Annotated in this window: 23 protein-coding genes and 1 pseudogene; 15 read left to right on the forward strand and 9 right to left on the reverse strand. The window is 66.2% G+C overall.

The annotated features are described in order from the left end of the window. Positions 1 to 9: 9 nt before the first annotated feature. From ABIC50_RS21175 to nadC, 4 genes and pseudogenes are all read left to right on the forward strand, one after another. Positions 10 to 1,393 (forward strand): annotated as a pseudogene (locus ABIC50_RS21175) (mechanosensitive ion channel family protein). 243 nt (positions 1,394 to 1,636) lie between these two features. Further along, positions 1,637 to 2,833, forward strand: coding sequence for a DesA family fatty acid desaturase (locus ABIC50_RS21180; protein WP_011657711.1), 1,197 nt, complete (start codon positions 1,637 to 1,639; stop codon positions 2,831 to 2,833). A gap of 288 nt (positions 2,834 to 3,121) precedes the next feature. Further along, entirely contained in the window at positions 3,122 to 4,258 is a 1,137-nt protein-coding gene (gene nadA / locus ABIC50_RS21185) for a quinolinate synthase NadA (protein WP_165751891.1), read from the forward strand. Further along, positions 4,258 to 5,271 carry a carboxylating nicotinate-nucleotide diphosphorylase gene (gene nadC, locus ABIC50_RS21190; RefSeq protein WP_354166669.1) on the forward strand — a complete coding sequence of 338 codons (1,014 nt, stop codon included), beginning with the start codon at positions 4,258 to 4,260 and terminating at the stop codon, positions 5,269 to 5,271. Before nadA ends, nadC begins: the two co-directional genes overlap by 1 nt. A 94-nt stretch (positions 5,272 to 5,365) precedes the next feature. Here nadC and nadB read toward each other — a convergent pair whose 3' ends face one another. From nadB to radC, 4 genes are all read right to left on the reverse strand, one after another. Beyond that, entirely contained in the window at positions 5,366 to 6,952 is a 1,587-nt protein-coding gene (nadB, locus tag ABIC50_RS21195; protein ID WP_011657708.1) for an L-aspartate oxidase, read from the reverse strand. A 160-nt stretch (positions 6,953 to 7,112) separates the two neighbouring features. Then, entirely contained in the window at positions 7,113 to 7,280 is a 168-nt protein-coding gene (rpmG, locus tag ABIC50_RS21200; RefSeq protein WP_006478046.1) for a 50S ribosomal protein L33, read from the reverse strand. Positions 7,281 to 7,297: 17 nt separating this feature from the next. Then, entirely contained in the window at positions 7,298 to 7,531 is a 234-nt protein-coding gene (gene rpmB / locus ABIC50_RS21205) for a 50S ribosomal protein L28 (RefSeq protein WP_004186391.1), read from the reverse strand. 237 nt (positions 7,532 to 7,768) lie between these two features. Next, a complete protein-coding gene (gene radC / locus ABIC50_RS21210; RefSeq protein WP_011657707.1) occupies positions 7,769 to 8,545 on the reverse strand; it encodes a RadC family protein in 777 nt (258 codons plus the stop codon). A 135-nt stretch (positions 8,546 to 8,680) separates the two neighbouring features. Between radC and ABIC50_RS21215 the strand changes: the two genes are divergently transcribed. The 8 genes from ABIC50_RS21215 (at position 8,681) to ABIC50_RS21250 (ending at position 16,016) form a co-directional block, all read left to right on the forward strand. Next, entirely contained in the window at positions 8,681 to 9,136 is a 456-nt protein-coding gene (locus ABIC50_RS21215) for an FKBP-type peptidyl-prolyl cis-trans isomerase (RefSeq protein ID WP_011657706.1), read from the forward strand. Between the two features lie 2 nt (positions 9,137 to 9,138). After that, complete coding sequence (ispH, locus tag ABIC50_RS21220) at positions 9,139 to 10,119, forward strand: 4-hydroxy-3-methylbut-2-enyl diphosphate reductase (RefSeq protein ID WP_006750051.1); 981 nt, start codon at positions 9,139 to 9,141, stop codon at positions 10,117 to 10,119. 271 nt (positions 10,120 to 10,390) lie between these two features. Then, on the forward strand, positions 10,391 to 11,227 hold the full coding sequence (locus tag ABIC50_RS21225) for a branched-chain amino acid ABC transporter (RefSeq protein WP_354166876.1): 837 nt from the start codon (positions 10,391 to 10,393) through the stop codon (positions 11,225 to 11,227). Positions 11,228 to 11,438: 211 nt separating this feature from the next. Beyond that, a complete protein-coding gene (locus tag ABIC50_RS21230; protein WP_006757318.1) occupies positions 11,439 to 12,389 on the forward strand; it encodes a branched-chain amino acid ABC transporter permease in 951 nt (316 codons plus the stop codon). 19 nt (positions 12,390 to 12,408) lie between these two features. Beyond that, a complete protein-coding gene (locus ABIC50_RS21235; protein ID WP_175675145.1) occupies positions 12,409 to 13,578 on the forward strand; it encodes an ABC transporter permease subunit in 1,170 nt (389 codons plus the stop codon). A gap of 24 nt (positions 13,579 to 13,602) precedes the next feature. After that, positions 13,603 to 14,379 (forward strand): ABC transporter ATP-binding protein, encoded by a 777-nt coding sequence (locus ABIC50_RS21240; RefSeq protein WP_006750047.1) that lies wholly within the window; start codon positions 13,603 to 13,605, stop codon positions 14,377 to 14,379. After that, positions 14,379 to 15,095 (forward strand): ABC transporter ATP-binding protein, encoded by a 717-nt coding sequence (locus ABIC50_RS21245; RefSeq protein WP_006750046.1) that lies wholly within the window; start codon positions 14,379 to 14,381, stop codon positions 15,093 to 15,095. Before ABIC50_RS21240 ends, ABIC50_RS21245 begins: the two co-directional genes overlap by 1 nt. A gap of 249 nt (positions 15,096 to 15,344) precedes the next feature. After that, the gene (locus ABIC50_RS21250) at positions 15,345 to 16,016 is read left to right on the forward strand and encodes a DUF2278 family protein (protein ID WP_011657702.1); all 672 of its coding nucleotides are present in this window, start codon (positions 15,345 to 15,347) and stop codon (positions 16,014 to 16,016) included. A gap of 21 nt (positions 16,017 to 16,037) precedes the next feature. Here ABIC50_RS21250 and ABIC50_RS21255 read toward each other — a convergent pair whose 3' ends face one another. The 3 genes from ABIC50_RS21255 to ABIC50_RS21265 form a co-directional block, all read right to left on the reverse strand. Beyond that, entirely contained in the window at positions 16,038 to 16,505 is a 468-nt protein-coding gene (locus ABIC50_RS21255) for a GNAT family acetyltransferase (RefSeq protein ID WP_011657701.1), read from the reverse strand. A 13-nt stretch (positions 16,506 to 16,518) separates the two neighbouring features. Beyond that, positions 16,519 to 17,703 carry an acetylornithine transaminase gene (locus ABIC50_RS21260; RefSeq protein WP_011657700.1) on the reverse strand — a complete coding sequence of 395 codons (1,185 nt, stop codon included), beginning with the start codon at positions 17,701 to 17,703 and terminating at the stop codon, positions 16,519 to 16,521. 294 nt (positions 17,704 to 17,997) lie between these two features. Continuing rightward, a complete protein-coding gene (locus tag ABIC50_RS21265) occupies positions 17,998 to 19,029 on the reverse strand; it encodes a CDP-6-deoxy-delta-3,4-glucoseen reductase (protein ID WP_105787558.1) in 1,032 nt (343 codons plus the stop codon). Positions 19,030 to 19,135: 106 nt separating this feature from the next. Here ABIC50_RS21265 and ABIC50_RS21270 point away from each other — a divergent pair, with 106 nt between their 5' ends. Beyond that, positions 19,136 to 20,173 carry an NAD-dependent epimerase/dehydratase family protein gene (locus ABIC50_RS21270; RefSeq protein WP_354166878.1) on the forward strand — a complete coding sequence of 346 codons (1,038 nt, stop codon included), beginning with the start codon at positions 19,136 to 19,138 and terminating at the stop codon, positions 20,171 to 20,173. Here ABIC50_RS21270 and ABIC50_RS21275 read toward each other — a convergent pair. Together ABIC50_RS21275 and ABIC50_RS21280 are read right to left on the reverse strand one after the other, a co-directional pair. After that, positions 20,156 to 20,344, reverse strand: a complete 189-nt coding sequence (locus tag ABIC50_RS21275; RefSeq protein ID WP_354166672.1) for a hypothetical protein — start codon at positions 20,342 to 20,344, stop codon at positions 20,156 to 20,158. The two genes, ABIC50_RS21270 and ABIC50_RS21275, sit on opposite strands and share 18 nt — an antisense overlap. Positions 20,345 to 20,452: 108 nt before the next feature. Continuing rightward, positions 20,453 to 21,169: a pseudouridine synthase gene (locus ABIC50_RS21280; RefSeq protein ID WP_354166674.1), complete on the reverse strand. Its 717-nt coding sequence runs from the start codon at positions 21,167 to 21,169 to the stop codon at positions 20,453 to 20,455. A gap of 315 nt (positions 21,170 to 21,484) precedes the next feature. On the opposite strand from ABIC50_RS21280, the gene ABIC50_RS21285 reads away from it, so the two are divergent. Both ABIC50_RS21285 and ABIC50_RS21290 read left to right on the forward strand, forming a co-directional pair. Beyond that, complete coding sequence (locus ABIC50_RS21285) at positions 21,485 to 22,258, forward strand: SDR family oxidoreductase (RefSeq protein WP_011657695.1); 774 nt, start codon at positions 21,485 to 21,487, stop codon at positions 22,256 to 22,258. A gap of 175 nt (positions 22,259 to 22,433) precedes the next feature. Then, on the forward strand, positions 22,434 to 23,363 hold the full coding sequence (locus tag ABIC50_RS21290; protein WP_354166676.1) for a LysR family transcriptional regulator: 930 nt from the start codon (positions 22,434 to 22,436) through the stop codon (positions 23,361 to 23,363). Positions 23,364 to 23,429: the final 66 nt, after the last annotated feature.

Raw genomic sequence — 23,429 nt, forward strand, 5'->3', positions numbered from 1 at the left:
GGACGGACGATGGAGAGTCTGCAAAGCCGCCTGCTGTCGCGCCGGCTGGCCTCGGTGATTCGCGATTTCCACCAGCCGGTGATGATCTGGCAGGCAGCGATCCTCGTCGGCGCGCTGTGTTTCGCGTGGCTGGCCGCGCGCTTCGTGCACGGCCGGATCGATGCGCGCCGCACGGCGTCCGGACGCGCGCCCGGCGCGGGCTCGGATAGCCTGAAGCGCGCGCTGTTCCCGTTGTTCGGCGGCATTTTCGTCGGCGTCGCGCAGCTCGCGTTCGAGCCGTTCATGTCGACGTCGCTGCTGTCGCTCGCGCTGGTGCCGCTGTTCGGCATCGGGCTGATCTACGTGCTGTTCTTCTTCGCGCGGCGCGTGTTCGCGCGCGACGGCCACACGCATGCGTGGCTGTCGATCGTCGAGAAGATCGTGTCGACACATCGTGTGGGCCGCGATGGTGCTGACCGTGCTCGGCATCCAGCGCGACGTGCTCGGCTGGCTCGACAGCGTGCAGTTCCGCGTGGCCAATGCGCATCTCACGCTGCTGTCGGTGATCTCCGGCGCGCTGTGGGTGTGCGTGACGCTGATGGTCGCGATGTGGCTCGGCTCGGTGCTCGAGGATCGCCTCGCGCGCGCGAGCACGCTCGATGCGAACCTGAAGGTCGTGCTGTCGCGGGTCGGCCGTGCGCTGCTGGTGTTCGCGGCGATCCTGATCGGGCTGTCGCTCGTCGGCATCGACGTGACGGTGCTCGGCGTGTTCGGCGGCGCGTTGGGCGTCGGCCTCGGCTTCGGCCTGCAGAAGGTCGCCAGCAATTACGTGTCGGGCTTCATCATCCTGCTCGATCGCTCGCTGCGGCTCGGCGACGCGATCAGCGTCGGCGGGCTGCAGGGCGTCGTCACGCAGATCCGCACGCGCTATACGGTCGTGCGCGGCCTCGACGGCAACGAGACGCTGATCCCGAACGAGAAGCTGATCACCGACGTCGTGCAGAACCAGTCGTCGTACCTGACGCGCGGCTACGCGAAGGTCGCCGTGCAGATCGCCTATACGAACGACGTCGAGCAGGCACTGGCGGTGCTGGCGGAAGCCGCGAAGGGCGTGCCGCGCGTGCTCGCGGAGCCGGCGCCGGCCCCGTACCTGGTCGGCTTCGGCGCGGACGGGATCGATCTGGAGCTCGGTTTCTGGATCGAGGATGCGGCGACGGGCACGTCGGGCGTGCGTTCGGCCGTGAACCGCAATATCTGGCGGCTGTTCGGCGAGCACGGGATCTCGATCCCGTTCCCGCAGCGCGAAGTGCGCGTGGTCGGCCTGCCGGACGGTCTAGCGGCGAGCGGCGTGGTGGCGAAGGGCTTGCCCGTGGCGGGCGTCGGGACGGTGGACGGGCAGGCGTCGGCGGCCTAAGTGGCCTCAGGCGGCCCAGGCGCGGCGCGTCGCCCCGAATCGGGTAAATCTGACCGGCCAGAACGGGATCGCGGGGCTTTCCGGGTCCGGAGATGGACTGTCCGCCTTGCGTCAACACAAGAAAATATTCATTTTTTACAAAGACTTGGAACGGTTGAAGTAAAATTCCAGTCTACACGCGGTATGCTTTCATTTTTATGACGTTGGCCGGCGCCGGCGTCGCTCTCACCACAGGTAACTGCCTTGTTGAATTCCCTGCTCGATTTTCTTTCCCACGGGCTCCTGCGTTTTTCGTGGTGGCAGGTCGCGCTGTTCGCGCTCGCCGTCACGCACGTCACGATCATCGGCGTGACGGTCTACCTGCATCGCTGCCAGGCGCACCGCGCGCTGGAGCTGCATCCGATCGCGAGCCACTTCTTCCGCATGTGGCTGTGGATGACGACCGGCATGCTGACCGGCCAGTGGGCCGCGATCCATCGCAAGCACCACGCGAAGTGCGAGACCGAGGAAGATCCGCACAGCCCGCAGACGCGCGGGATCTGGAAGGTGTTCCTCGAAGGCGCCGAGCTGTATCGCGCGGAAGCGAAGAACGAAGAAACGATGCGCAAGTTCAGCCACGGCACGCCGAACGACTGGATCGAGCGCAATCTGTACTCGAAGTACCCGATCCTCGGCGTGAGCCTGATGATGGTGCTCGACGTCGCGCTGTTCGGCGTGCTCGGCCTGACCGTGTGGGCCGTGCAGATGGTCTGGATTCCGTTCTGGGCCGCCGGTGTCGTGAACGGCTTCGGCCACTTCTGGGGCTACCGCAACTTCAACTCGGCCGATGCGAGCACGAACCTGTTCCCGTGGGGCATCGTGATCGGCGGCGAAGAACTGCACAACAACCACCACACGTTCGCGACGTCGGCGAAGCTGTCGAACAAGTGGTACGAGTTCGACATCGGCTGGATGTACATCCGCATCATGTCGGCATTCGGTCTCGCGAAGGTGAAGAAGGTTGCACCGACGCCGCGCCTGAACAAGCCGAAGACGGTGCTCGACCAGGAAACGCTGCAGGCCGTGTTGTCGAACCGCTACGAAGTGATGGCGAGCTACGGCAAGGCCGTCAAGCGTGCATACCGCCAGGAGCTCGCGCACCTGAAGGAGCTTGGTGCGAGCGACAAGTACCAGCTGATGCGCAGCGCGCGCAAGTGGTTCCACAAGGACGCCGACGGCCTCGACGAGCCGCAGAAGAAGCTGCTGCCGGAAATCTTCGCGAACAGCCAGAAGCTGCAGACGTACTTCCAGCTGCGCCAGGATCTGGCCGCGATCTGGGATCGCTCGACCGCGTCGCGCGAACAGCTGCTCGCGCAATTGCAGGATTGGTGCCATCGCGCAGAACAAAGCGGCATCAAGGCGCTGCAGGAATTCGCGACACGTCTGCGTCGCTACGCCTGATTCGAAATCGATTAGAATCTAAGGACGTCACAAACCCCGCGTTGGCGGGGTTTTTTCATTTGGGCCGCCGGTTTTTGATGGCCGATCGGCAGGGTGGATTGGTATGAGGCTTGGGGCAGTGGATTCGATGCCCCATGGGGCCATGAGTAAGCGCTAAAGCGCCAACTCTGGTCGACCGCGAAGCATGGGACCAGAGTAAGTGCTAAAGCACCAACTCTGGGTCGACCGCGAAGCATGGGACCAGAGTAAGTGCTAAAGCACTAACTCTGGTCGACAGGAGATATGGAGATGCAATCGACGATCAAACCCGTCGAGTACGACCGGCCCGTCGCAGCAGGGACCGTGTGCGGCGTGGGACAAGCATGGGCCAAGGTGCCCGACGCGCCGTCCCCCGAGGAGCGCGCTGCACTGAAGGCGCGCATCAAGGCGCTGCTCGCGCGGGAAAAGGCCGTGCTCGTCGCCCACTACTACGTGGATGCCGAGCTGCAGGAGCTGGCCGACGAAACAGGCGGCTGCGTCGCCGATTCGCTCGAAATGGCCCGCTTCGGCCGTGACCACGACGCGCAGACGCTCGTCGTCGCCGGCGTGCGCTTCATGGGCGAAACCGCGAAGATCCTGAGCCCCGGCAAACGCGTGCTGATGCCCGATCTCGATGCGACCTGCTCGCTCGATCTCGGCTGCCCGGCCGACGAATTCTCCGCGTTCTGCGACGCACATCCCGATCGCACAGTCGTCGTCTACGCGAACACCAGCGCCGCCGTTAAGGCGCGCGCAGACTGGATGGTCACGTCGTCGATCGGCCTCGAGATCGTCGCCGACCTGCACGCGCGGGGCGAGAAGATCATCTGGGCACCCGATCGCCATCTCGGCAGCTACATCCAGAAGAAAACCGGCGCGGACATGCTGCTGTGGCAGGGTTCGTGCCTCGTCCACGACGAATTCAAGGGCATCGAGCTCGACCTGCTGCGCGCCGAATATCCGGACGCCAAGGTGCTCGTGCACCCCGAGTCGCCGGAAAACGTCGTCGCGCAGGCGGACGTCGTCGGCTCGACCACGCAACTGATCGACGCAGCGGTGAAGCTCGACGCGACGCACTTCATCGTCGCGACCGATCTCGGCATCCTTCACAAGATGCAGCTCGCGGCGCCCGGCAAGACTTTCATTGCCGCGCCGACGGCCGGCAACAGCGCGACCTGCAAGAGCTGCGCGCATTGCCCGTGGATGGCGATGAACGGCCTCGCGAATCTCGCCGACGTGCTCGAGCGCGGTCACAACGAGATCTTCGTCGATCCCGCGATCGGCGTGCGTGCGCGTCTGCCGATCGACCGGATGCTCGATTTCGCAGCGGCGCACAAGAAGCGCGTGCAGGCGAGCGGCGATCTGCAGCGCGACCAGCAACTGTTCGCGAACGTGGGGGCTGCGTAATGAGCGACTCCCTAGCCCACATTCGTTCGCTGTCACCCGAAACTGGCGCTGCGGCGCTTACTCTGGTCCCAGGCGCGGCGCCTTCCGAGGGGAAGGCCGCGGTGCTTGAGAACGGCGCGCCGGAAGGCGCCGTTGCGACCGCAGTCTCCCCGCTGTTCGACGCCGTCCGCGCACAATACGGCGCGGCATTCGACGAAGCGATCGCGCGTAACGTGGCCGATGCGATCGCCGAAGACGTCGGCACCGGCGACCAGACCGGGCGGCTCGTGCCGGCCGGCGAGCGGCGCCGTGCGCGCATCATCGTGCGCGAGGAAGCGGTGCTGTGCGGCGTGCCATGGTTCGAGGCCGTCATCGCGCGGATCGATCCGTCGATCGTCGTGCATTGGCGCTATCGCGAAGGCGACCGGATGACGCCGGATTCGACCGTCTGCGAGCTCGAAGGGCCGGCGCGCGCACTGTTGACCGCCGAGCGCAACGGGCTGAATTTCCTGCAACTGCTGTCGGGCGTCGCGAGCGCGACGCGTCGTTACGTCGATCGCGTCGAAGGCACGCGCGCGAGGATCCTCGATACGCGCAAGACGCTGCCGGGCCTGCGGCTCGCGCAGAAGTACGCAGTGCGGGTCGGCGGCGGTGAGAACCAGCGTCTCGCGCTGTACGACGGCATCCTGATCAAGGAGAATCACATCGCCGCAGCCGGCGGCGTCGGCGAAGCCCTCGATGCGGCGTTCGCGCTCGATTCGGGCGTGCCGGTGCAGATCGAAGTCGAGACGCTCGCGCAGCTCGACACGGCGCTCGCGCATGGCGCGCAATCGGTGCTGCTCGACAACTTTACGCTCGACATGATGCGCGAAGCGGTGCGCGTCGCGGCCGGCAAGGCCGTGCTCGAAGTGTCGGGCGGCGTCAATTTCGATACGGTGCGCACGTTCGCGGAAACGGGCGTCGACCGCATCTCGATCGGCGCGCTGACGAAGGACGTGCGCGCGACCGACTATTCGATGCGGATCGTCGACTGACCTCGCGGCATGTCGTCTGACGAAAAAGGCCGTTGGCGTGCAAGCGCCAACGGCCTTTTTCTGTATGGCGACAGCTCCCGGAAGGGCGTAGCGGTCAGCGGCGCGAGCGCGGCGTGAGCACGCTCGGCAGTGCCTTCGGCAACGTGTGCGGCCAGTCGCGGCTGTAGTGCAGCCCGCGGCTTTCGCGGCGCGAGTAGGCGCTCTTCACAATCAGCGTCGCGACGTCGACGAGATTGCGCAGTTCGAGCAGGTCGCGCGTCACGCGGAAATTCGCGTAGTACTCGTGGATCTCGTCGCGCAGCAGCGACAAGCGGTGCTTCGCGCGTTCGAGACGCTTGTCGGTACGCACGATGCCGACGTAGTTCCACATCAGCCTGCGCAGCTCGTCCCAGTTGTGCGCCACGACGACTTCCTCGTCCGCATCCGACACGCGGCTTTCGTCCCATGCGGGCAGCGTGGCCGGCGTTTGGGCGTCGAAGCCGGCCGCCTCGATTGCCTCGGCCGCCGCGCGGCCGATCACGAGGCATTCGAGCAGCGAATTGCTCGCGAGCCGGTTCGCGCCGTGCAGCCCCGTGTACGACGTTTCGCCGACCGCATACAGGCCCGCGAGATCGGTGCGCCCCGCGAGGTCGGTGACGACGCCGCCGCACGTGTAGTGCGCGGCCGGCACGACCGGAATCGGCTGCCGGGCGATGTCGATGCCGAATTCGAGGCAGCGCGCGTGGATCGTCGGGAAGTGTTCGCGCAGGAACGCTTCCGGCTGATGGCTGATGTCGAGATACACGCAGTCGATGCCGCGCTTCTTGATCTCGAAGTCGATCGCGCGCGCGACGATGTCGCGCGGCGCGAGTTCCGCGCGCGGATCGTGCGCGGGCATGAAGCGCGTGCCGTCCGGCAGCTTCAGCAAGCCGCCTTCGCCGCGCACGGCTTCCGAGATCAGGAACGATTTCGCATACGGATGGAACAGGCAAGTCGGGTGGAACTGGATGAATTCCATGTTCGACACGCGGCAGCCCGCGCGCCACGCCATCGCGATGCCGTCGCCGGTCGCGGTGTCGGGGTTCGTGGTGTACAGGTAGACCTTGCCGGCGCCGCCGGTCGCGAGCACCGTGTGCGGCGCCTCGATCGTGATCGTGCGGTCGTTGTCGACGTCGAGCGCATACAGCCCGTGACAGCGGCGGCCGGGCAGGCCGAGCCGGTCCGACGTGATCAGGTCGATCGCATGGTGGTTTTCGAAGAACGTGATGTTCGGATGCTGGCGCGCGCGGTCGGACAGCGTCGCGAGCACCGCATGGCCGGTCGCGTCCGCCGCATGGATGATCCGGCGATGGCTGTGGCCGCCTTCGCGCGTCAGATGAAAGCCGAGTTCGGCCGCATCGTCCTTCGTGAACGGCACGCCTTGCGAGATCAGCCATTCGATCGCTTCGCGGCCGTGCTCGACGATGTAGCGCGTCGCGCCTTCGTCGCACAGCCCGCCGCCGGCGACCAGCGTGTCGTCGACGTGGTTCTGGATGCTGTCCGCCGAGTCGAGGACGGCCGCGATGCCGCCTTGCGCGTTATCGCTCGCCCCCTCCATCATCGAACGTTTCGCGATCAGCGCGACACGTCGCGTGCTGGCCAGGTTGAGTGCGACCGACAGCCCTGCCAGGCCGCTGCCGACGATCGCCACGTCGAATTTCATGCTGCATCTCCATCGTTACGCTTTAGACTTGTGCGTTCCGTCGGCTGTGGCCGCGGAAAGGGGAGAGCATACCGCGTCGGGCCCGCGCGCGTATGCGCAAAACAAAAAGCCCCGCATGTGCGGGGCTTTTTGGTCGCCGTCAGGCTACAGAAACCGGAGATTACTTGATCTTGGTTTCTTTGTATTCCACATGCTTGCGGACGACGGGATCGAACTTCTTGATCGCCATCTTTTCCGGCATGTTGCGCTTGTTCTTCGTGGTCGTGTAGAAGTGACCCGTACCAGCGGTCGACTCGAGCTTGATCTTGTCGCGTGCGCCTTTTGCCATGATTGTGCTCCTTGGGCTTAGGCTTCGCCGCGTGCGCGCAGGTCAGCGAGCACGGAATCGATGCCGTTCTTGTCGATCAGGCGCAGGCCGGCGTTCGAGACGCGCAGGCGCACCCAGCGGTTTTCGCTCTCTACCCAGAACCGGCGGTTTTGCAGGTTCGGCAGGAAGCGACGCTTGGTCTTGTTGTTGGCGTGGGAAACGTTGTTGCCGCTCATCGGCGCTTTCCCAGTTACTTGGCATACGCGTGCCATGAGAGCACTCCTAATACGCTAAATTCGGGGTTCGATCGCCGATGAAGGTTCCATCGTACCGCCACGTGATCCATGGCTGCACTCAGAACGCCGAAGCCCTTACAGACAAGGCCCTTCGATGGCTAGAACTGGTTGGAAAAAAGACAGACGATGATTCTAGCAGAAAAAGTTCAGAAAAATCAAACCCAATTTCGCTTCATCGTCGCGGCGCCCCAGGGCGGGTCGCCGGGCCACAGTCTACAGCCAACCGGCACGCGCGAACGAAAATGTATCGGCGGTGCCGACGACCACGTGATCGAGCAGCTTCGCGTCGATGAGCGCGAGCGCCTCGTGAAGCACGCGCGTCAGGCGCCGGTCTTCGGCGCTCGGCTGCACCGCGCCGGACGGGTGGTTGTGCGCGATGATCAGCGCCGCGGCATTCAGCACGAGCGCGCGCCGCACGATCTCGCGTGGATAGACGGCCATGCGCGTGAGCGAGCCGCGGGCGCTTTCTTCCACGTCGATGAGGCCGTGGCGGGCGTCGAGGTACAGCGTGACGAACACCTCGTGCGGACGCGTGCCGATCCTGAGCCGCAGATAATCCTCCACGGCGCCCGGCGAGTCGATCTGCAGCCGCTCGCGCGCTTTTTCGACCAGCGCGCGCCGCACGATCTCGGTCACGGCGATCAGCACCGCCGAGCGCGCCGTGCCGATGCCCGGGTGCGTGGCGAACACGTCCGGCTCCGCATCGAGCATGTCGCGCAGCGAGTCGCCGAACCGGGCGAGCAGCGCGCGGGCGCTGGCGAATACGTCGCGGCCGCCGCCGCCGGTGCCGAGCAGCAGCGCGATCAGCTCCGCGTCGGTCAGCGCGGCCGGCCCGCGTTCCAGCAACCGCTCGCGCGGCAGATGCGGCTTCCAGTTTCGCGGACGGCGCTTGCGCGGCCGGGCCGGCCCCGTGTGGCGGGCCGGAGCGGCCGGCGCATCGGCGGGGTCGCGACATTCGGTCGCCGGGGCGGCGAGACAAGGTGACAACATGAGCGAAACTCCATTGGCGGCGGGCGTGGATGCGACGTCGTCGCACTTTCAGCCTTGCGCGCTCAGGTGACTTACAATATTGGCTTTGCGCCGGGCCTTTCGGCCAGTTCGGGCGCCGACGAACACGAGTAATCCATGAGCCTCATCGATCTATCCGAAGTGAAGCCCGGTTCCCATGTCACGCTGCATTACCGGCTTGCACTTGCCGACGGCGCCGACATCGTCAATACCTTCTCCGACAAGCCCGCCACGCTGCTGCTCGGCGCGGGCCAACTGGCGCCCTCGCTGGAACAGATTCTGCTCGGGCTCCGGGTCGGCGACCATTCGACTTATCAGCTAACGCCCGAGCAGGCGTTCGGTCCCCGCAATCCCGACATGCTCCAGCGCGTGACGCTGTCGACGCTGCGTGAGAACGGGATGGTCGGCGACGATTTCACGCCGGGCGAGCTGATCGAGTTCAACGCGCCGGACGGCGGCCGCTATGCAGGGGTGCTGAAGGAAGTCAGCGAAACCTCGGCGCTGTTCGACTTCAATCATCCGCTCGCGGGCCAGGCGCTCACGTTCGAAGTGAAAATCATCGGAATCCTGTAATCATGAGTACCACCGATACGCTGTCCGGGCAGACCGTCGCCGCCGATGCCGAAATCCTGCTGGCCCAGCCGCGCGGCTTCTGCGCAGGGGTCGACCGCGCCATCGAGATCGTCGAGCGCGCGATCGCGATGCACGGTGCGCCCATCTATGTCCGTCACGAGATCGTCCACAACAAGTACGTGGTCGAGGATCTGAAGAAGAAAGGCGCGATCTTCGTCGAGGAACTCGAGGAAGTGCCGGCCGGCAACACCGTGATCTTCAGCGCGCACGGCGTGTCGAAGGCCGTGCGCGACGAGGCGGACGTGCGCGGGCTGCGCATTTACGACGCAACCTGCCCGCTCGTCACGAAGGTGCACGTCGAAGTGGCGAAGATGCGCCAGGACGGCGTCGACATCGTGATGATCGGCCACAAGGGCCATCCGGAAGTCGAGGGCACGATGGGGCAGGTCGAGCGCGGCATGCATCTCGTCGAAAGCGTGGAAGACGTCCAGAAGCTCGAGCTCGCCGATCCCGAGCGCATCGCGCTCGTCACGCAGACGACGCTATCCGTCGACGATGCGGCCGAGATCATCGGCGCGCTGAAGTCGAAGTACCCGAAGATCCGCGAGCCGAAGAAGCAGGACATCTGCTACGCGACGCAGAATCGTCAGGATGCGGTGAAGTTCATGGCGCCGCAGTGCGACGTCGTGATCGTCGTCGGCAGCCCGAACAGCTCGAATTCGAGCCGCCTGCGCGAAGTGGCCGAGAAGCGCGGCGTGGCCGCGTACATGGTCGACGCACCCGACCAGATCGATCCCGCGTGGGTCGCGGGCAAGCGCCGCATCGGCGTGACGGCCGGCGCATCGGCGCCCGAAGTGCTCGCCCAGGCCGTGATCGCGCGGTTGCGCGAGCTCGGCGTGCGCAACGTGCGCGCGCTCGACGGCATCGAGGAAAACGTGTCGTTTCCGCTGCCGCGCGGCCTGAATCTGCCGCCCGCCGTCTGATTGCCGCATCGCACCCGCGGTACTCCAAAAGCGCGCCTCCGGGCGCGCTTTTTTTGCGTCGTGAAAAACGACATCGCAACCATTATTCACATTAATAGTGCAACCCGGTTGCTATCCCCGCGCTTAACCGTCTCTCAAAATTGGTTGCAATGCAGGAAAACCCCATCGAATCAGGAATATTGGCGTCCTGTAAATGGAGTTACAATGCGCCCGTTTTCAAGCCGGAATGGCTTTGAAATCGGGTTTTGGGAAGGCGCGGGAGACCTATTCGATGCATGTGAAGTTGGCTTACGCCAGGTTCGTCGCCGCACCGGTTGCAATGCTTGCCGGTCGCAGCAAAAAGAGCGACGACAGGGCGGGTGGGGAGGCTGCGGCAGGCGCAGTACCGGCGGGCAGCGACGTGCACGCTGCCGGAACCGGTCGTGCGACGCCGGCGGCGTGCCGCATCGCGCAATCGGACGGTGACAAGGATAACGGGGCACGTTTGGCGATCGAGGATTTCAACGCGCAGGGCCCGAAGATCGGCATGCATTCGGCACGGCGGGCAGCATTCGCCGGCAGCGCTGCGGCCAACCGGGCGACGGGCACGCGGGTCGCCCGACAACGAGCCGCCGACCGTGATGCGGCGGCAGCAGGGCGCGTCATCCGACGGACGCCCGGGTTTCGGGGCAACACAGGCAGCGTGCAGATGTCGGTGATCCCCTTTCATTTCGATTCGACGAAACGGCATGTCGCCGCGACCCGCGGCGCGGCGGGCGGCGTGCTTCGTTTCACGAATTCCGATGCAGTCCTGACGAAAGTCGGGCACCACCTTCGCGAGGCCCGTTCTGGCGCCGCGCGGGCGGCAGCGGACGGCCGGCTTGCCAGACAGGCGCCGGCGTCCTGCATCGGAGCGCAAATCCCTGGCGGCAATGGCATGTGCGCCGTCAAGGTGGTCGAGCACGCGGGCGACGCGGCGCGGAACCTGATCTGCCCGGACGCGGGGTTCGCCCCGGCCCGGACGGAAAAAGGCGTGGACTTCGGGAAACCGGAGGCCGGCCGTTTCGGCACGCTGCCCTACGACTTCAAGGAGGCCAAGTACACCGTCCTCGATGTCGTGACGATTTAGCGACAGGACCCTCGATGGCACCGGAACAGTGCGGTGCCGTTTTTGTATCCGCTCCGGCGGCAGGTCCGGCCGTACAGGCTGGGCGGCGCGCGCCGGGACGATCCACCCTTACCGGTATCGACTAGTACCCGCAGTGTCGCCGAGAAGGCGCGATTCCTCGCTTACCCGCGGGGCGCAACGTCCTCCGGCAGCATGGGCCAAGGAGCTTTAAATGGATATTTTCGTCCAGCAGGTTCTCAACGGGCTGGTGCTCGGCAGTGTGTACGCCATCATCGCGTTGGGCTACACGATGGTGTACGGCATTCTCGGCATCATCAACTTCGCGCACGGCGACGTGCTGATGATCGGCGCGATGGTTGCGCTGTCGGCCATCACCGTGCTGCAGAACCACTTCCCCGGACTCGGCAACGTCGCGACGCTGACGATCGGCCTGGGCATTGCGGCGGTTGTCTGTGCGTTCGTCGGTTTCGCGATCGAGCGCGTCGCGTACCGGCCGCTGCGCCGCGCGCCGCGCCTCGCGCCGCTGATCACCGCGATCGGCGTGTCGATCCTGCTGCAGACGGCCGCGATGATAATCTGGTCGCGCAACCCGCTGCCGTTCCCGCAATTGCTGCCGACCGATCCGATCAACGTGATCAAGGCGACCGACACGACGCCCGGCGCCGTGATCTCGGTCACTGAAATCGTGATCATCGCGGTGGCGTTCATCGTGATGGGCGGCCTGCTGCTGCTCGTGCACAAGACCAAGCTCGGCCGCGCGATGCGCGCGATCGCCGAAAGCCCGAACACGGCCAGCCTGATGGGCGTGAACCCGAACTTCGTGATTTCCGCGACGTTCATGATCGGCTCTGCGCTCGCCGCGCTGGCCGGCGTGATGATCGCGTCCGAATACGGCAACGTGCACTTCTACATGGGCTTCATCCCCGGCATGAAGGCGTTCACGGCGGCGGTGCTCGGCGGTATCGGCAACCTCGGCGGCGCGATGGTGGGCGGCGTGCTGCTCGGCCTGATCGAGCAGCTCGGTGCCGGCTACATCGGCAACCTCACGGGCGGCGTATTCGGCAGTAACTACCAGGACGTGTTCGCCTTCATCGTGCTGATCATCGTGCTGGTGTTCCGTCCGTCGGGCCTGCTGGGCGAACGTGTCGCGGATCGCGCGTAACGGAAGGGGAGCAAACAACATGACATCCATTCAACCGATCGAATCCTCGACGTCGCTCGTCGAAGAACGCAACATCACCAAGACGGTCATCATCGGCCTCCTGACCGCGGTCTTCGTGATCGCGGCGCCGATCATCATCGGCTCGGCCGGCGGCAACTACTGGGTCCGCGTGCTCGACTTCGCGATGCTGTACGTGATGCTCGCGCTGGGTCTGAACGTGGTGGTCGGCTTCGCCGGCCTGCTCGACCTCGGCTACATCGCGTTCTACGCGGTGGGCGCGTACACGGCGGCATTGCTGAGCTCGCCGCACCTGACCTCGCAGTTCGAGTGGATCGCGGCGCTCGCGCCGAACGGGCTGCACATCCCGTTCCTGCTGATCGTGCCGATCGCGATGGCGCTGGCGGCCACCTTCGGGATCCTGCTCGGTGCGCCGACGCTGCGCCTGCGCGGCGACTACCTGGCGATCGTGACGCTCGGCTTCGGTGAAATCGTCCGGATCTTCATGAACAACCTCGACCGTCCGGTGAACATCACCAACGGCCCGAAGGGGATCACGGGCATCGATCCGGTGCACGTCGCCGGCTTCAACCTGTCGCAGACGCACTCGCTGTTCGGCTTCCAGCTGCCGTCGGTGTACATGTACTACTACCTGTTCGTGCTGTGCTCGCTGCTGGTGATCTGGATCTGTACGCGCCTGCAGCACTCGCGTATCGGCCGCGCGTGGGCGGCAATCCGCGAAGACGAGATCGCGGCGAAGGCGATGGGCATCAACACCCGTAACGTGAAACTGCTCGCGTTCGCGATGGGCGCATCGTTCGGCGGCCTGTCGGGCGCGATGTTCGGTTCGTTCCAGGGCTTCGTGTCGCCGGAATCGTTCACGTTCTGGGAGTCGATCGTCGTGCTGGCCTGCGTGGTGCTCGGCGGCATGGGCCACATCCCGGGCGTGATCCTGGGCGCAGTGCTGCTCGCGATCTTCCCGGAATTCCTGCGCTCGACGATGAGCCCGCTGCAGCACGCGCTGTTCGGTCATGACATCGTCGATACGGAAGTGATCCGTCAGGCGCTGTACGGCCTCGCGATGGTGATCATCATGCTGTACCGCTCGGAAGGCCTGTGGCCCGCGCCGAAGCATGAGGACAAGATCGCGAAACTGGCGAAGCGCGCCAGCAAGAAGCCGGTGCGCGCTTAATCGACGGACACAGGGGATACACACATGAGCGACAAGCAAATCCGACTGTCCGTGCAGGGCGTGAACAAGCGCTTCGGCGGGCTGCAGGCACTGTCCGACGTCGGCCTCGAGATCAAGGAAGGCGAGATCTACGGGCTGATCGGCCCGAACGGCGCCGGCAAGACGACGTTCTTCAACGTGATCACGGGCCTCTACACGCCGGACTCCGGCGAGTTCAAGCTCGATGGCACGGAATACAAGCCGACCGCGGTGCACCAGGTCGCGAAGACGGGCATCGCGCGCACGTTCCAGAACATCCGCCTGTTCGGCGGGATGACCGCACTCGAGAACGTGATGGTGGGCCGCCACGTGCGCACCAAGCACGGCCTGCTGGGCGCGGTGTTCCAGACGCCGGCCGAGCGCAAGGAAGAGCGCGAGATCAAGGAGCGTGCGATCGAGCTGCTCGAATACGTCGGCGTGCTGCAGTACGCCGACTACACGTCGCGCAACCTGTCGTACGGCCACCAGCGCCGTCTCGAGATCGCGCGCGCCCTTGCCACCGACCCGAAGCTGCTCGCGCTCGACGAGCCGGCGGCCGGGATGAATGCGACCGAGAAGGTCGAACTCACGCGCCTGCTCGACAAGATCCGTTCGGACGGCCGCACGATCCTGCTGATCGAGCACGACGTGAAGCTCGTGATGGGTCTGTGCAACCGGATGACGGTGCTCGATTACGGCAAGGTGATCGCCGAGGGTCTGCCGCAGGACGTGCAGAAGAATCCGAAGGTGATTGAGGCATATCTCGGCGCAGGGGTGCACTGATGGCAGCGGCAATGTTGAAAATCAAGGGCTTGCAGGTCAACTACGGCGGCATCCAGGCCGTCAAGGGTGTTGACATGGAAGTCCGTCAGGGCGAGCTCGTGACGCTGATCGGCGCGAACGGTGCAGGCAAGACCACGACGATGAAGGCGATCACGGGTCTGAAGCCGTATTCGGCGGGCGACATCGAGTACGACGGCAAGTCGATCAAGGGCGTGCCGTCGCATGAGCTCCTGAAGCGCGGCCTCGCGATGGTGCCGGAAGGCCGCGGGATCTTCGCGCGGATGTCGATCATCGAGAACATGCAGATGGGCGCGTACCTGCGCAACGACAACGAGCAGATCAAGAAGGACGTCGACCGGATGTTCGGCTTCTTTCCGCGTCTGAAGGAGCGTGCGACGCAGCTCGCGGGCACGCTGTCGGGCGGCGAGCAGCAGATGCTGGCGATGTCGCGCGCGATTCTGTCGAAGCCGAAGCTGCTGCTGCTCGACGAGCCGTCGATGGGCCTGTCGCCGATCATGGTCGAGAAGATCTTCGAAGTGGTGCGCGAGATCTCGAAGGAGGGCATCACGGTGCTGCTGGTCGAGCAGAACGCGCGCCTCGCGCTGCAGGCGGCCGACCGCGGCTACGTGATGGACTCGGGCACGGTCACGATGGAAGGCGATGCAAAGCAGATGCTCGACGATCCGAAGGTGCGGGCCGCGTATCTGGGTGAATGAGCGGGCCCGGGGCGGCGCGGCGGCGGATGCCGGCGTGTCGCGCCAGGGCTTTCGAAAGGCTGTCACGGGATCCCGTGACAGCCTTTTTTTCGTGCGGCGCGCCCGACGGCGAACTGTGCGCGCGGATGCGACTCCATTGATTCGATAGTGACACGGGCCATCTGCTACCGGCCGTCCGCTACCGCCCGTCGGCAAACCGACACGCGGGCCGCGTAGCATGGTCGATCCACCGGGACACGGAGAGCACGCATGAGTCTGGACTACGGTTTCGTGAAGGCGAAGGTGACGTCGGTGGCGAAGCTCAAGGGCTCGCCGCACGGCAGCGAGATCCAGTATCACATTCACCTGACGCTCGCGTTGCCGACGGGCGACTGGGACGTCGCGATCAACGTCGGCACCAACGACGCGGACGACCTTTTGAACTACAAGCTCGTCTACGATTTCCATCATCCGGTCACGGCGACGCTCGCGGCCGCGGCCGAAGGCTATACGGATCTCACCGGGCAAACGGCGCTGCCGGCGCTCGACTATCTGCGCAGCGACATCCTGAACGAGACGGGCGCATGGCGTGCGAGCGCCGTGATGGACGGCACCGAGAGCGCTGAGCCGATTCCGTCGCTGCTGCGGCTCGTCAACGCCGCGCAGTCGCAGGAGCTCGACGTCGTCGTGTTCGGCCGCACGTATGCGCAAGGCAACGGCATCCATGACACGCACATGAACCAGGGTTCGACGGGCTCGAACTACCTGCACCGCGCGGGCAACGACCACAACGATCACAACGACGTGTGGCAGGACGGCGCGTTGATCGTGCGCGTGAGCGACACGCAATGGGCCGCGTATTTCGCGGCGTTCGAGAAGCAGGCAGTGCCGACCGACGCGCTCGGCAATCCGCTGCCGGACGCGGGGCCGATCACGCGCTGACGACGGCGACTGCCGGCGTCGTCAGGCGGCCGGCAGCGTCTTGCCGAACGAGATGCGTTCCTCGACGCGATAGCCGAGCGCCGCATAAAAGCGGCACGCGTCGTCGTTGCCGGGCAGCACCTGCAGATTGATCTTCAGGCAGCCGCGCGCGGCGAGCGCGCGTTCCGCATGCGCGATCAGCGCGCGGCCGATGCCGAGTCGCCGCGCGTCGTTCGACACACCGAACGAGTAGAGCCAGCCGCGATGTCCGTCGAAACCCGCCATCAGCGTGCCGACCACCCGCGCGCCGCAGGTCGCGACGAAGAACAGCTCCGGCTGCGTCGCGAGCTTCAGCTCGATCGATCGCAGCGGATCGCGGTGCGGCGGCGCGCCGGCTTCGTCGTATTGCGGGAATGCGTCGCGCCAGACTGCCAGCACGGCATCGGTGTCGGCGCGTTCGAACGGGCGGATGGCAATAGCATCGGCGACAGTATCGGCGGCGGCATCCATCGCGGCAGTCTCCTTAGAGCGTGTCGAGGATCGACCGCAGCATCGCCATCATCTGGTCGATTTCCTCGGTCGTCACGGTCAGCGCGGGCATGAAGCGCAGCAGGTTCGGGCGCGCCGCGTTCAGCAGCAGGCCGTCGGGCTGCATGTCGCGCGCCTTCTCGACGATCTGCGGGCCGATGTCCTTGCCGAGCAGCAGCGCGCGCAGCAGCCCTTCGCCGCGTTCGCCCTCGAAGCCGCGCTCCTCCGACAGCTCGAGCAGCTTGCGCTTCAGGTATTCGCCGCGCGCCCGCACGCCTTCGAGGAAGCCGGGTGCGACGAGTTGCGAGATCACCGAATAGCCGGCCGCCGTCATCAGCGGGTTGCCGTTGTACGTGCCGCCCTGGTCGCCGGCCTCGAATACCGCGACGTCGGCCTTCGACAGCAGCGCCGCGAGCGGCACGCCGCTGCCGATACCCTTGCCGAGCGTCATGATGTCCGGCTCGATGTCGGACAGCTCGTACGCGAACAGCGTGCCCGCGCGGCCGCAGCCGCTCTGCACTTCGTCGACGATCAGCAGCAGGTTGTGCTGCTTCGTCAGCGCGCGCAGCTCGCGCATGAACTCGGGCGTCGCCGGAATCACGCCGCCTTCGCCCTGGATCGGCTCGAGCATCACCGCGACGGTCTTGTCGGTGATCAGCTTCTCGACCGAGTTGATGTTGTTCAGTTCGGCCTTCGGGAAGCCCGGCACCTGCGGCGCGTAGATGGTGTCCCAGCCCGGCTTGCCGCTGGCCGACATCGTCGCGAGCGTGCGGCCGTGGAAGCTGTGGTCGAACGTGATGATCTCGTACGCGCCGTTCCGGAACTTGCGGCCCCACTTGCGCGCGAGCTTGATCGCGCCTTCGTTGGCCTCGGCGCCGCTGTTCGTGAAGAACACCTTGTCGAATACGCTGTGCTGCGTGAGCAGCCCCGCGAGCTTCGCCATCGGCTCGTTGTAGAACGCCGGCGACGGGTTCAGCAGCTTTTCCGCCTGGGTCTTCAGCGCTTCGACGACGCCATCGTTGCAGTGCCCGAGGCTGTTGACGGCCCAACCCTGGATGAAGTCCAGATAGCGCTTGCCCGTGTGATCGTAGAGCCACGAACCCTTGCCGTGCGTAAACACGATGTCGGGGCGGTTCGTGATGTACATCAGCGAGTCGATCGGGTAATCGTTCAGGGGCATGGCAGCAGACTCCAGCGGGCGTTGAAAGGGAAACGGGCAATAAAAAAGCCACGGAAGGCCGTGGCTGGTGGATCGAACAGCTTGTGCGTAACCGGTGAAGCGGAGGAGGGTTACGCGCGAGTCCGTGACGAGCCGGCGGCATCCGGGCGGAGCGGCGAGCGGCGACGTCGGAGAGCGGACAGGAAGCGGTTCATGTGCGCAAGCATAAGGCATCCCGCGCCCCACTGTAAACCGCCGCGATGCCACGGATGTGACACGGCGGCGCGCAGCGGCAGGCGCGGGCGCGCCCGGTGCTCAGACCGGATGCGCGAGATCGGCGGCGCTCGTGAACGAGTCCGCGTAGAACTCGTCGGCCGGCAGCGCGTGGTGTTGCGTGAAGTCGCGCTGCGCGGATTCGACCATCACCGGCGCGCCGCATGCGTACACCTGGTAGCCCGACAGATCGGGCAGATCCTCGATCACCGCGCGGTGGACGAAGCCGGTGCGGCCGGTCCACTGGTCGGCGTCGTCCGGCTCGGACAGCACCGGCACGTACTTGAAGTTCGGGATCTCGCGCGCCCATTGCTCGGCGAGCTCGCCGAGGTAGATATCCTTCTTGCGGCGCGCGCCCCAGTAGAGCGTCATCGGGCGCGTGATGCCCGTGTGCTTCACGTGCTCGATGATCGCCTTGATCGGCGCGAAGCCGGTGCCCGACGCGAGCAGCACGATCGGCTTGTCGGAATCCTCGCGCAGGAAGAACGTGCCGAGCGGGCCTTCGAAGCGCAGGATGTCGCGCTCCTTCATCGCGCCGAACACGTGATCGGTGAACTTCCCGCCCGGCATGTGGCGGATGTGCAGCTCGACCGGGCCTTCCTCGTGCGGCGCGTTCGCCATCGAGTAGCTGCGGCGCGAGCCGTCCTTCAGGATGAACTCGACGTACTGGCCCGCGAGGTATTGCAGGCGCTCGTTGGCGGGCAACTGCAGCTTCACGACCATCACGTCATCCGCACGGCGCTCGAGCGCGGCGATCCGGCACGGCAGCTTCTTCACCTGCACGCCGTCGACGCCGGCGATTTCACGCACGTCGATCTCGAGGTCGCATTGCGCCTTCGAGCAGCACAGCAGCGCGAGGCCGCGCGTGCGCTCGTCGTTGGACAGCGCGGACGCGGCGTGCGGGCCCTGTTCGATCTGGCCCGACACGATCTGGCCCTTGCAGGAGCCGCACGCGCCATTCTTGCACCCGTACGGCAGATGGACGTTCTGGCGCAGCGCCGCCGCCAGCACGGTTTCGTCCGACTCGACCTGGAACTGCCGGCCGCTTTGCTTGAGAGTAACGTTGAATGCCATAGAACCAAATAGAACAAAATGTGGGGACCGTGCATGTCGCGCACGGCAGCTACAATGCAAACCCGTTGCGCGCCGCGCAACGGTGGCTACTGATTTCGCAACCAACATGATCGCGACTCGAATCCTGCGCCGCCCGCGCGCACTGATCGTCGGCTGCGGCGACGTCGGCCTGCGCTGCGTCGCGCAATGGCGCGCCGCGCGCCGCGACCTGCGCATCGTCGCGCTGACGAGCCATCCGGGCCGCTGCGACGAATTGCGCGCGGCAGGCGCGACGCCGATCGTCGGCGATCTCGATCGCCGCGCGACGCTCCGACGGATCGCCGGGCTCGCCCGCACGATCCTGCATCTGGCGCCGCCGCAGTCCGACGGCAGCGACGATCGCCGCACCCGTGCGCTGATCGCCGCATTGTCCGTGCCTGCGCGGCGACCAGCCGCACCGTCGGTGTCCGCGGTCGGCCGGCTTCGCACACTGCGCGCCGCGACCCGACAGGCCGGCGCGCCCGGTCGGGCAGCGCGTATTGTACCCGACGCCCTTCGCGCGCCGACGCTCGTCTACGCCAGCACGACGGGCGTCTACGGCGATTGCGGCGGGGCGCGAATCGACGAAACGCAGCCGCTGCGCCCCGCGAATCCGCGCGCGTTCCGGCGCGTGTCGGCCGAGCGTCAGTTGCGGGCGGCGACGGTACGCGGCGCGCTGTCCGCGCGCATCGTGCGCATTCCCGGCATCTACGCGGCGAACCGGCTGCCGCTCGCGCGGCTCGAGCGCGGCACGCCGGCGCTGGATGCGGCCGACGACGTCTACACGAATCACATCCACGCGGACGATCTCGCGACGATCCTGCGCCGCGCGGCCGTGCGCGGCAAGCCGGCGCGCGCCGTGCACGCGTCTGACGACAGCGAACTGCGAATGGGAGAGTATTTCGACCGGGTCGCGCGAGTGTTCGGCCTGCCGCCGCCGCCGCGCATCAGCCGCGCGAACGCCGAGCATCAGCTCGAGCCGACGCTGCTGTCATTCATGCGCGAATCCCGGCGCCTGTCCAATGCCCGGCTCAAGACCGAATTGTGCGTGACGTTGCGCTACCCGACCGTAGACGAATTCCTTCAAACGCTCGCGCCGCGCGGCGCGTCAGGTCAGCGCCGGTAGCGCCTCGATCAGCAGGAAGCACAGCAACGCGCCGATCAGCGCGCCGATCAGGTTCGGACTGTATTTGTGCTTCCTGTGCATCATGGCCAGCAGTCCGCCGATCACGATGGCGCCCACGATCGCGAACGCGATCATCACGTACGACAGTTCCAACGAATGATTGATGTTCATGATGTGTCTCCCCCTGCATCGCTGCTCGTACAGCTTGTGATTTCAGTATAGCGGGGGATCGTGCGGCCGAGATGCGGCCGGACACCGAACGGTCGTGCGGATTTTCCCTTAGAGGGTTTTGACGGGATCGCGCAGCGCTGACAGGTCGCTTTCCCCGAGCCAGCGCCACGCGCCGGGCGCGAGGTCCTCCGGCAGCGTGAAGCCGCCGATGCTTTCGCGGTGCAGCGCCTCGACGCGGTTGCTGGCCGCCGCGACCATGCGTTTCACCTGATGATATTTGCCTTCGAGGACGGTCAGCGCGAGCGCGTGCGTGTCGCGTGCGTGGGCGGCGACCGCCGCGATCGGCTTCGGCTCGCCGTGGAGCTGCACGCCGGCGCGCAGCGCGTTCAGCTGGGTGTCGTCGAGCGGGTGGCGCACGGTCGCGACGTAGGTCTTCGGCACCTTGCGCTTGGGCGACGTATAGGCGTGCACGAACTGGCCGTCGTCGGACAGCAGCAGCAGGCCCGTCGTGTCCTGGTCCAGACGGCCGACGCACTGCACGCCGCGTGCGACGAGCGGCGCGGGCAGCAGGCTGAACACGCTCGCGTGGTGTTGCGGGTCGCGCGAACACTCGTAGCCGGCCGGCTTGTTGAGCGCCAGATACGCGCGGGCGTGAAACGGCCAGGCGGTGTCGTCGACCGTGAATACGAGGCCGTCGGTGTCGAACGACGCGTCGGGGTCGGTCGCGCTCGCGCCCGCGACGGTGACGCGGCCCGATTCGATCAGGCCGCGGCACTGGCGGCGCGAGCCGAAGCCCTGCGTGTAGAGAATGCTTTCGAGATCCATAGCGCGCGCATTCTATCAAGCGGCGGGGCGGCACCGGCACGAAGGCGTTCGCACCGGGAAGCTCCCGGTGCTCTGTGCGCGGTCATTCTTCACGGAAAGTCATGCCATTCGATTCGCTGCTGTTGAGCCGGCAGGCCGGCGCCGCTAGCGTGTCGCGTCGGACAGATCGACCGGACGCCGTCAGTGCGGCAGCCCACCATTCCGGCCGAATGATTGGATCGTTTTTCTGGATAATTCATCCAGCCGTGCCCGGCTGACCGTCGCGTCGTGCGTGCCTACACTCGTAGCTTCATTCAACGCTGAAAGGAGTCAACCGTGGCCACTCACACGCTCGCAGACAAGGTCGTCCTGATCGCAGGCGGCGCCAAGAATCTCGGTGGCCTGATCGCCCGGGACCTGGCCGGCCACGGCGCGAAGGCGGTGGCGATTCACTACAACAGCGCGGCGTCGCAGGCGCAGGCCGAAGAGACGGCTGCCGCCGTGCGCGCGGCCGGCGCGCAAGCCGCGACGTTCCAGGCCGACCTGACGACGGCCGCCGCGGTAGAGAAGCTGTTCGACGACGCGAAGCAGCGCTTCGGCAAGATCGACATCGCGATCAATACCGTCGGCAAGGTGCTGAAGAAGCCGTTCACCGACATCTCCGAGGCCGAATACGACGAGATGTTCGCGGTGAACAGCAAGTCGGCGTTCTTCTTCATCAAGGAGGCGGGGCGGCACCTCGAGGATCACGGCAAGCTCGTCACGCTCGTGACGTCGCTGCTCGGCGCGTTCACGCCGTTCTACGCGGCCTACGAAGGGTCGAAGGCGCCGGTCGAGCACTTCACGCGCGCCGCGTCGAAGGAGTACGGCGCGCGCGGCATCTCGGTGACGGCGGTCGGGCCGGGGCCGATGGACACGCCGTTCTTCTATCCGGCCGAAGGCGCCGACGCGGTCGCGTATCACAAGACGGCGGCCGCGCTGTCGCCGTTCAGCAAGACGGGCCTCACCGACATCGAGGACGTCGTGCCGTTCATCCGTCATCTCGTGACCGACGGCTGGTGGATCACCGGCCAGACGATCCTGATCAACGGCGGCTATACGACCAAGTAACGGGCCGTGCCGGCGGGCGCCGCGTGCGCGCGGCGACCCGCAATGGACCGTTTGCATGGACAATGGACGGGCGCGCGGGCACGAAGCCGCGCGCCCGCTTTTCCTGTGCCGCCGGGCTCGGCCGCGCCATGCGGCGGGTGCCGGCGACGGTCGTCCGAACCTACGTTTTGCTCCGATGGACAAGCTGGACCAGGTCAGAATCTTCCTTCAGGTTGCCGAGATGGGCAGCTTCATCAAGGCCGCGCATGCGCTCGACGTGCCGCGCGCGACCGTGTCGGCCGCTGTCCAGCAACTCGAGGCGGCGCTCGGCACGCGCCTGTTGCACCGCACGACGCGGCAAGTCCAGCTGACTGCCGACGGCGCGCTGCTGCTCGAGCGCGGCCGGCGCCTGCTCGCGGAAGCCGACGAACTCGACCGGCTGTTCCGGCGTCGCGATCGCGACGTGGTCGGGCGGCTGAACGTCGATGCGCCGAGCCGGATCGCGCGCCGCGTGATCGCGCCGGCACTGCCGTCGCTGTTTCGCCGCCACCCGAAGCTACAGCTGTCGCTCGGCTCGACGGACCGCACGATCGATCTCGTGCAGGAGGGCGTCGACTGCGCGATCCGGGTCGGACGGCTCGCGGACAGCAGCCTCGTCGTGCGGCCGCTCGGGCAGTTCGTGCTGATCAACTGCGCGAGCCCCGACTACCTGCGCGAATGCGGCGTGCCCGAGCATCCCGATGCGCTCGCGCACGGACACTGGGCGATCGGCTATGCGTCGCCGACGACCGGACGCGAACTCGGCTGGGAATACTGCGCGGATGGCGCGCAGCACACGCTGGCGCTGCCGAGCCGCGTGATCGTCAACAACGCCGAAACCTATATCGCGAGCTGCATCGCCGGGATGGGGCTGATCCAGATTCCGCGCTTCGACGTCGCGCACCTGCTCGACAGCGGCGCGCTGGTCGACGTGATGCCCGGCCATCGCGCCGCGCCGATGGACGTATCGGCCGTGTATCCGCATCGCCGGCACCGGTCGCGGCGGCTCAATGCGTTCATCGAGTGGTTCGGGGAGTTGATGGCGGATGCGCTCAACGACACGGGCGCGCTCGCGCGCGGCGACTGAAAAGGGCGCCACGCTCGCGTGCGCCGACCGCGAGCGGCAGGTGTGAGCGGCCGTCGGCGGGTGTCG

The organism is Burkholderia sp. 567, assembly GCF_040545115.1.
Taxonomy (GTDB): domain Bacteria; phylum Pseudomonadota; class Gammaproteobacteria; order Burkholderiales; family Burkholderiaceae; genus Burkholderia; species Burkholderia ambifaria.

Excerpts from the sequence above, each read along its gene's own strand:
- ABIC50_RS21265 (WP_105787558.1), bottom strand. The coding sequence starts at position 19,029 with ATGGCATTCAACGTTACTCTCAAGCAAAGCGGCCGGCAGTTCCAGGTC.
- ABIC50_RS21240 (WP_006750047.1), top strand. The coding sequence starts at position 13,603 with ATGAGCGACAAGCAAATCCGACTGTCCGTGCAGGGCGTGAACAAGCGC.
- nadC (WP_354166669.1), top strand. The coding sequence starts at position 4,258 with ATGAGCGACTCCCTAGCCCACATTCGTTCGCTGTCACCCGAAACTGGC.
- rpmG (WP_006478046.1), bottom strand. The coding sequence starts at position 7,280 with ATGGCAAAAGGCGCACGCGACAAGATCAAGCTCGAGTCGACCGCTGGT.
- ABIC50_RS21290 (WP_354166676.1), top strand. The coding sequence starts at position 22,434 with ATGGACAAGCTGGACCAGGTCAGAATCTTCCTTCAGGTTGCCGAGATG.
- ispH (WP_006750051.1), top strand. The coding sequence starts at position 9,139 with ATGAGTACCACCGATACGCTGTCCGGGCAGACCGTCGCCGCCGATGCC.
- ABIC50_RS21245 (WP_006750046.1), top strand. The coding sequence starts at position 14,379 with ATGGCAGCGGCAATGTTGAAAATCAAGGGCTTGCAGGTCAACTACGGC.
- ABIC50_RS21275 (WP_354166672.1), bottom strand. The coding sequence starts at position 20,344 with ATGAACATCAATCATTCGTTGGAACTGTCGTACGTGATGATCGCGTTC.
- ABIC50_RS21230 (WP_006757318.1), top strand. The coding sequence starts at position 11,439 with ATGGATATTTTCGTCCAGCAGGTTCTCAACGGGCTGGTGCTCGGCAGT.
- ABIC50_RS21235 (WP_175675145.1), top strand. The coding sequence starts at position 12,409 with ATGACATCCATTCAACCGATCGAATCCTCGACGTCGCTCGTCGAAGAA.
- ABIC50_RS21270 (WP_354166878.1), top strand. The coding sequence starts at position 19,136 with ATGATCGCGACTCGAATCCTGCGCCGCCCGCGCGCACTGATCGTCGGC.
- nadA (WP_165751891.1), top strand. The coding sequence starts at position 3,122 with ATGCAATCGACGATCAAACCCGTCGAGTACGACCGGCCCGTCGCAGCA.
- ABIC50_RS21215 (WP_011657706.1), top strand. The coding sequence starts at position 8,681 with ATGAGCCTCATCGATCTATCCGAAGTGAAGCCCGGTTCCCATGTCACG.
- radC (WP_011657707.1), bottom strand. The coding sequence starts at position 8,545 with ATGTTGTCACCTTGTCTCGCCGCCCCGGCGACCGAATGTCGCGACCCC.
- ABIC50_RS21250 (WP_011657702.1), top strand. The coding sequence starts at position 15,345 with ATGAGTCTGGACTACGGTTTCGTGAAGGCGAAGGTGACGTCGGTGGCG.
- rpmB (WP_004186391.1), bottom strand. The coding sequence starts at position 7,531 with ATGGCACGCGTATGCCAAGTAACTGGGAAAGCGCCGATGAGCGGCAAC.
- ABIC50_RS21225 (WP_354166876.1), top strand. The coding sequence starts at position 10,391 with ATGCATGTGAAGTTGGCTTACGCCAGGTTCGTCGCCGCACCGGTTGCA.
- ABIC50_RS21280 (WP_354166674.1), bottom strand. The coding sequence starts at position 21,169 with ATGGATCTCGAAAGCATTCTCTACACGCAGGGCTTCGGCTCGCGCCGC.
- ABIC50_RS21260 (WP_011657700.1), bottom strand. The coding sequence starts at position 17,703 with ATGCCCCTGAACGATTACCCGATCGACTCGCTGATGTACATCACGAAC.
- nadB (WP_011657708.1), bottom strand. The coding sequence starts at position 6,952 with ATGAAATTCGACGTGGCGATCGTCGGCAGCGGCCTGGCAGGGCTGTCG.
- ABIC50_RS21255 (WP_011657701.1), bottom strand. The coding sequence starts at position 16,505 with ATGGATGCCGCCGCCGATACTGTCGCCGATGCTATTGCCATCCGCCCG.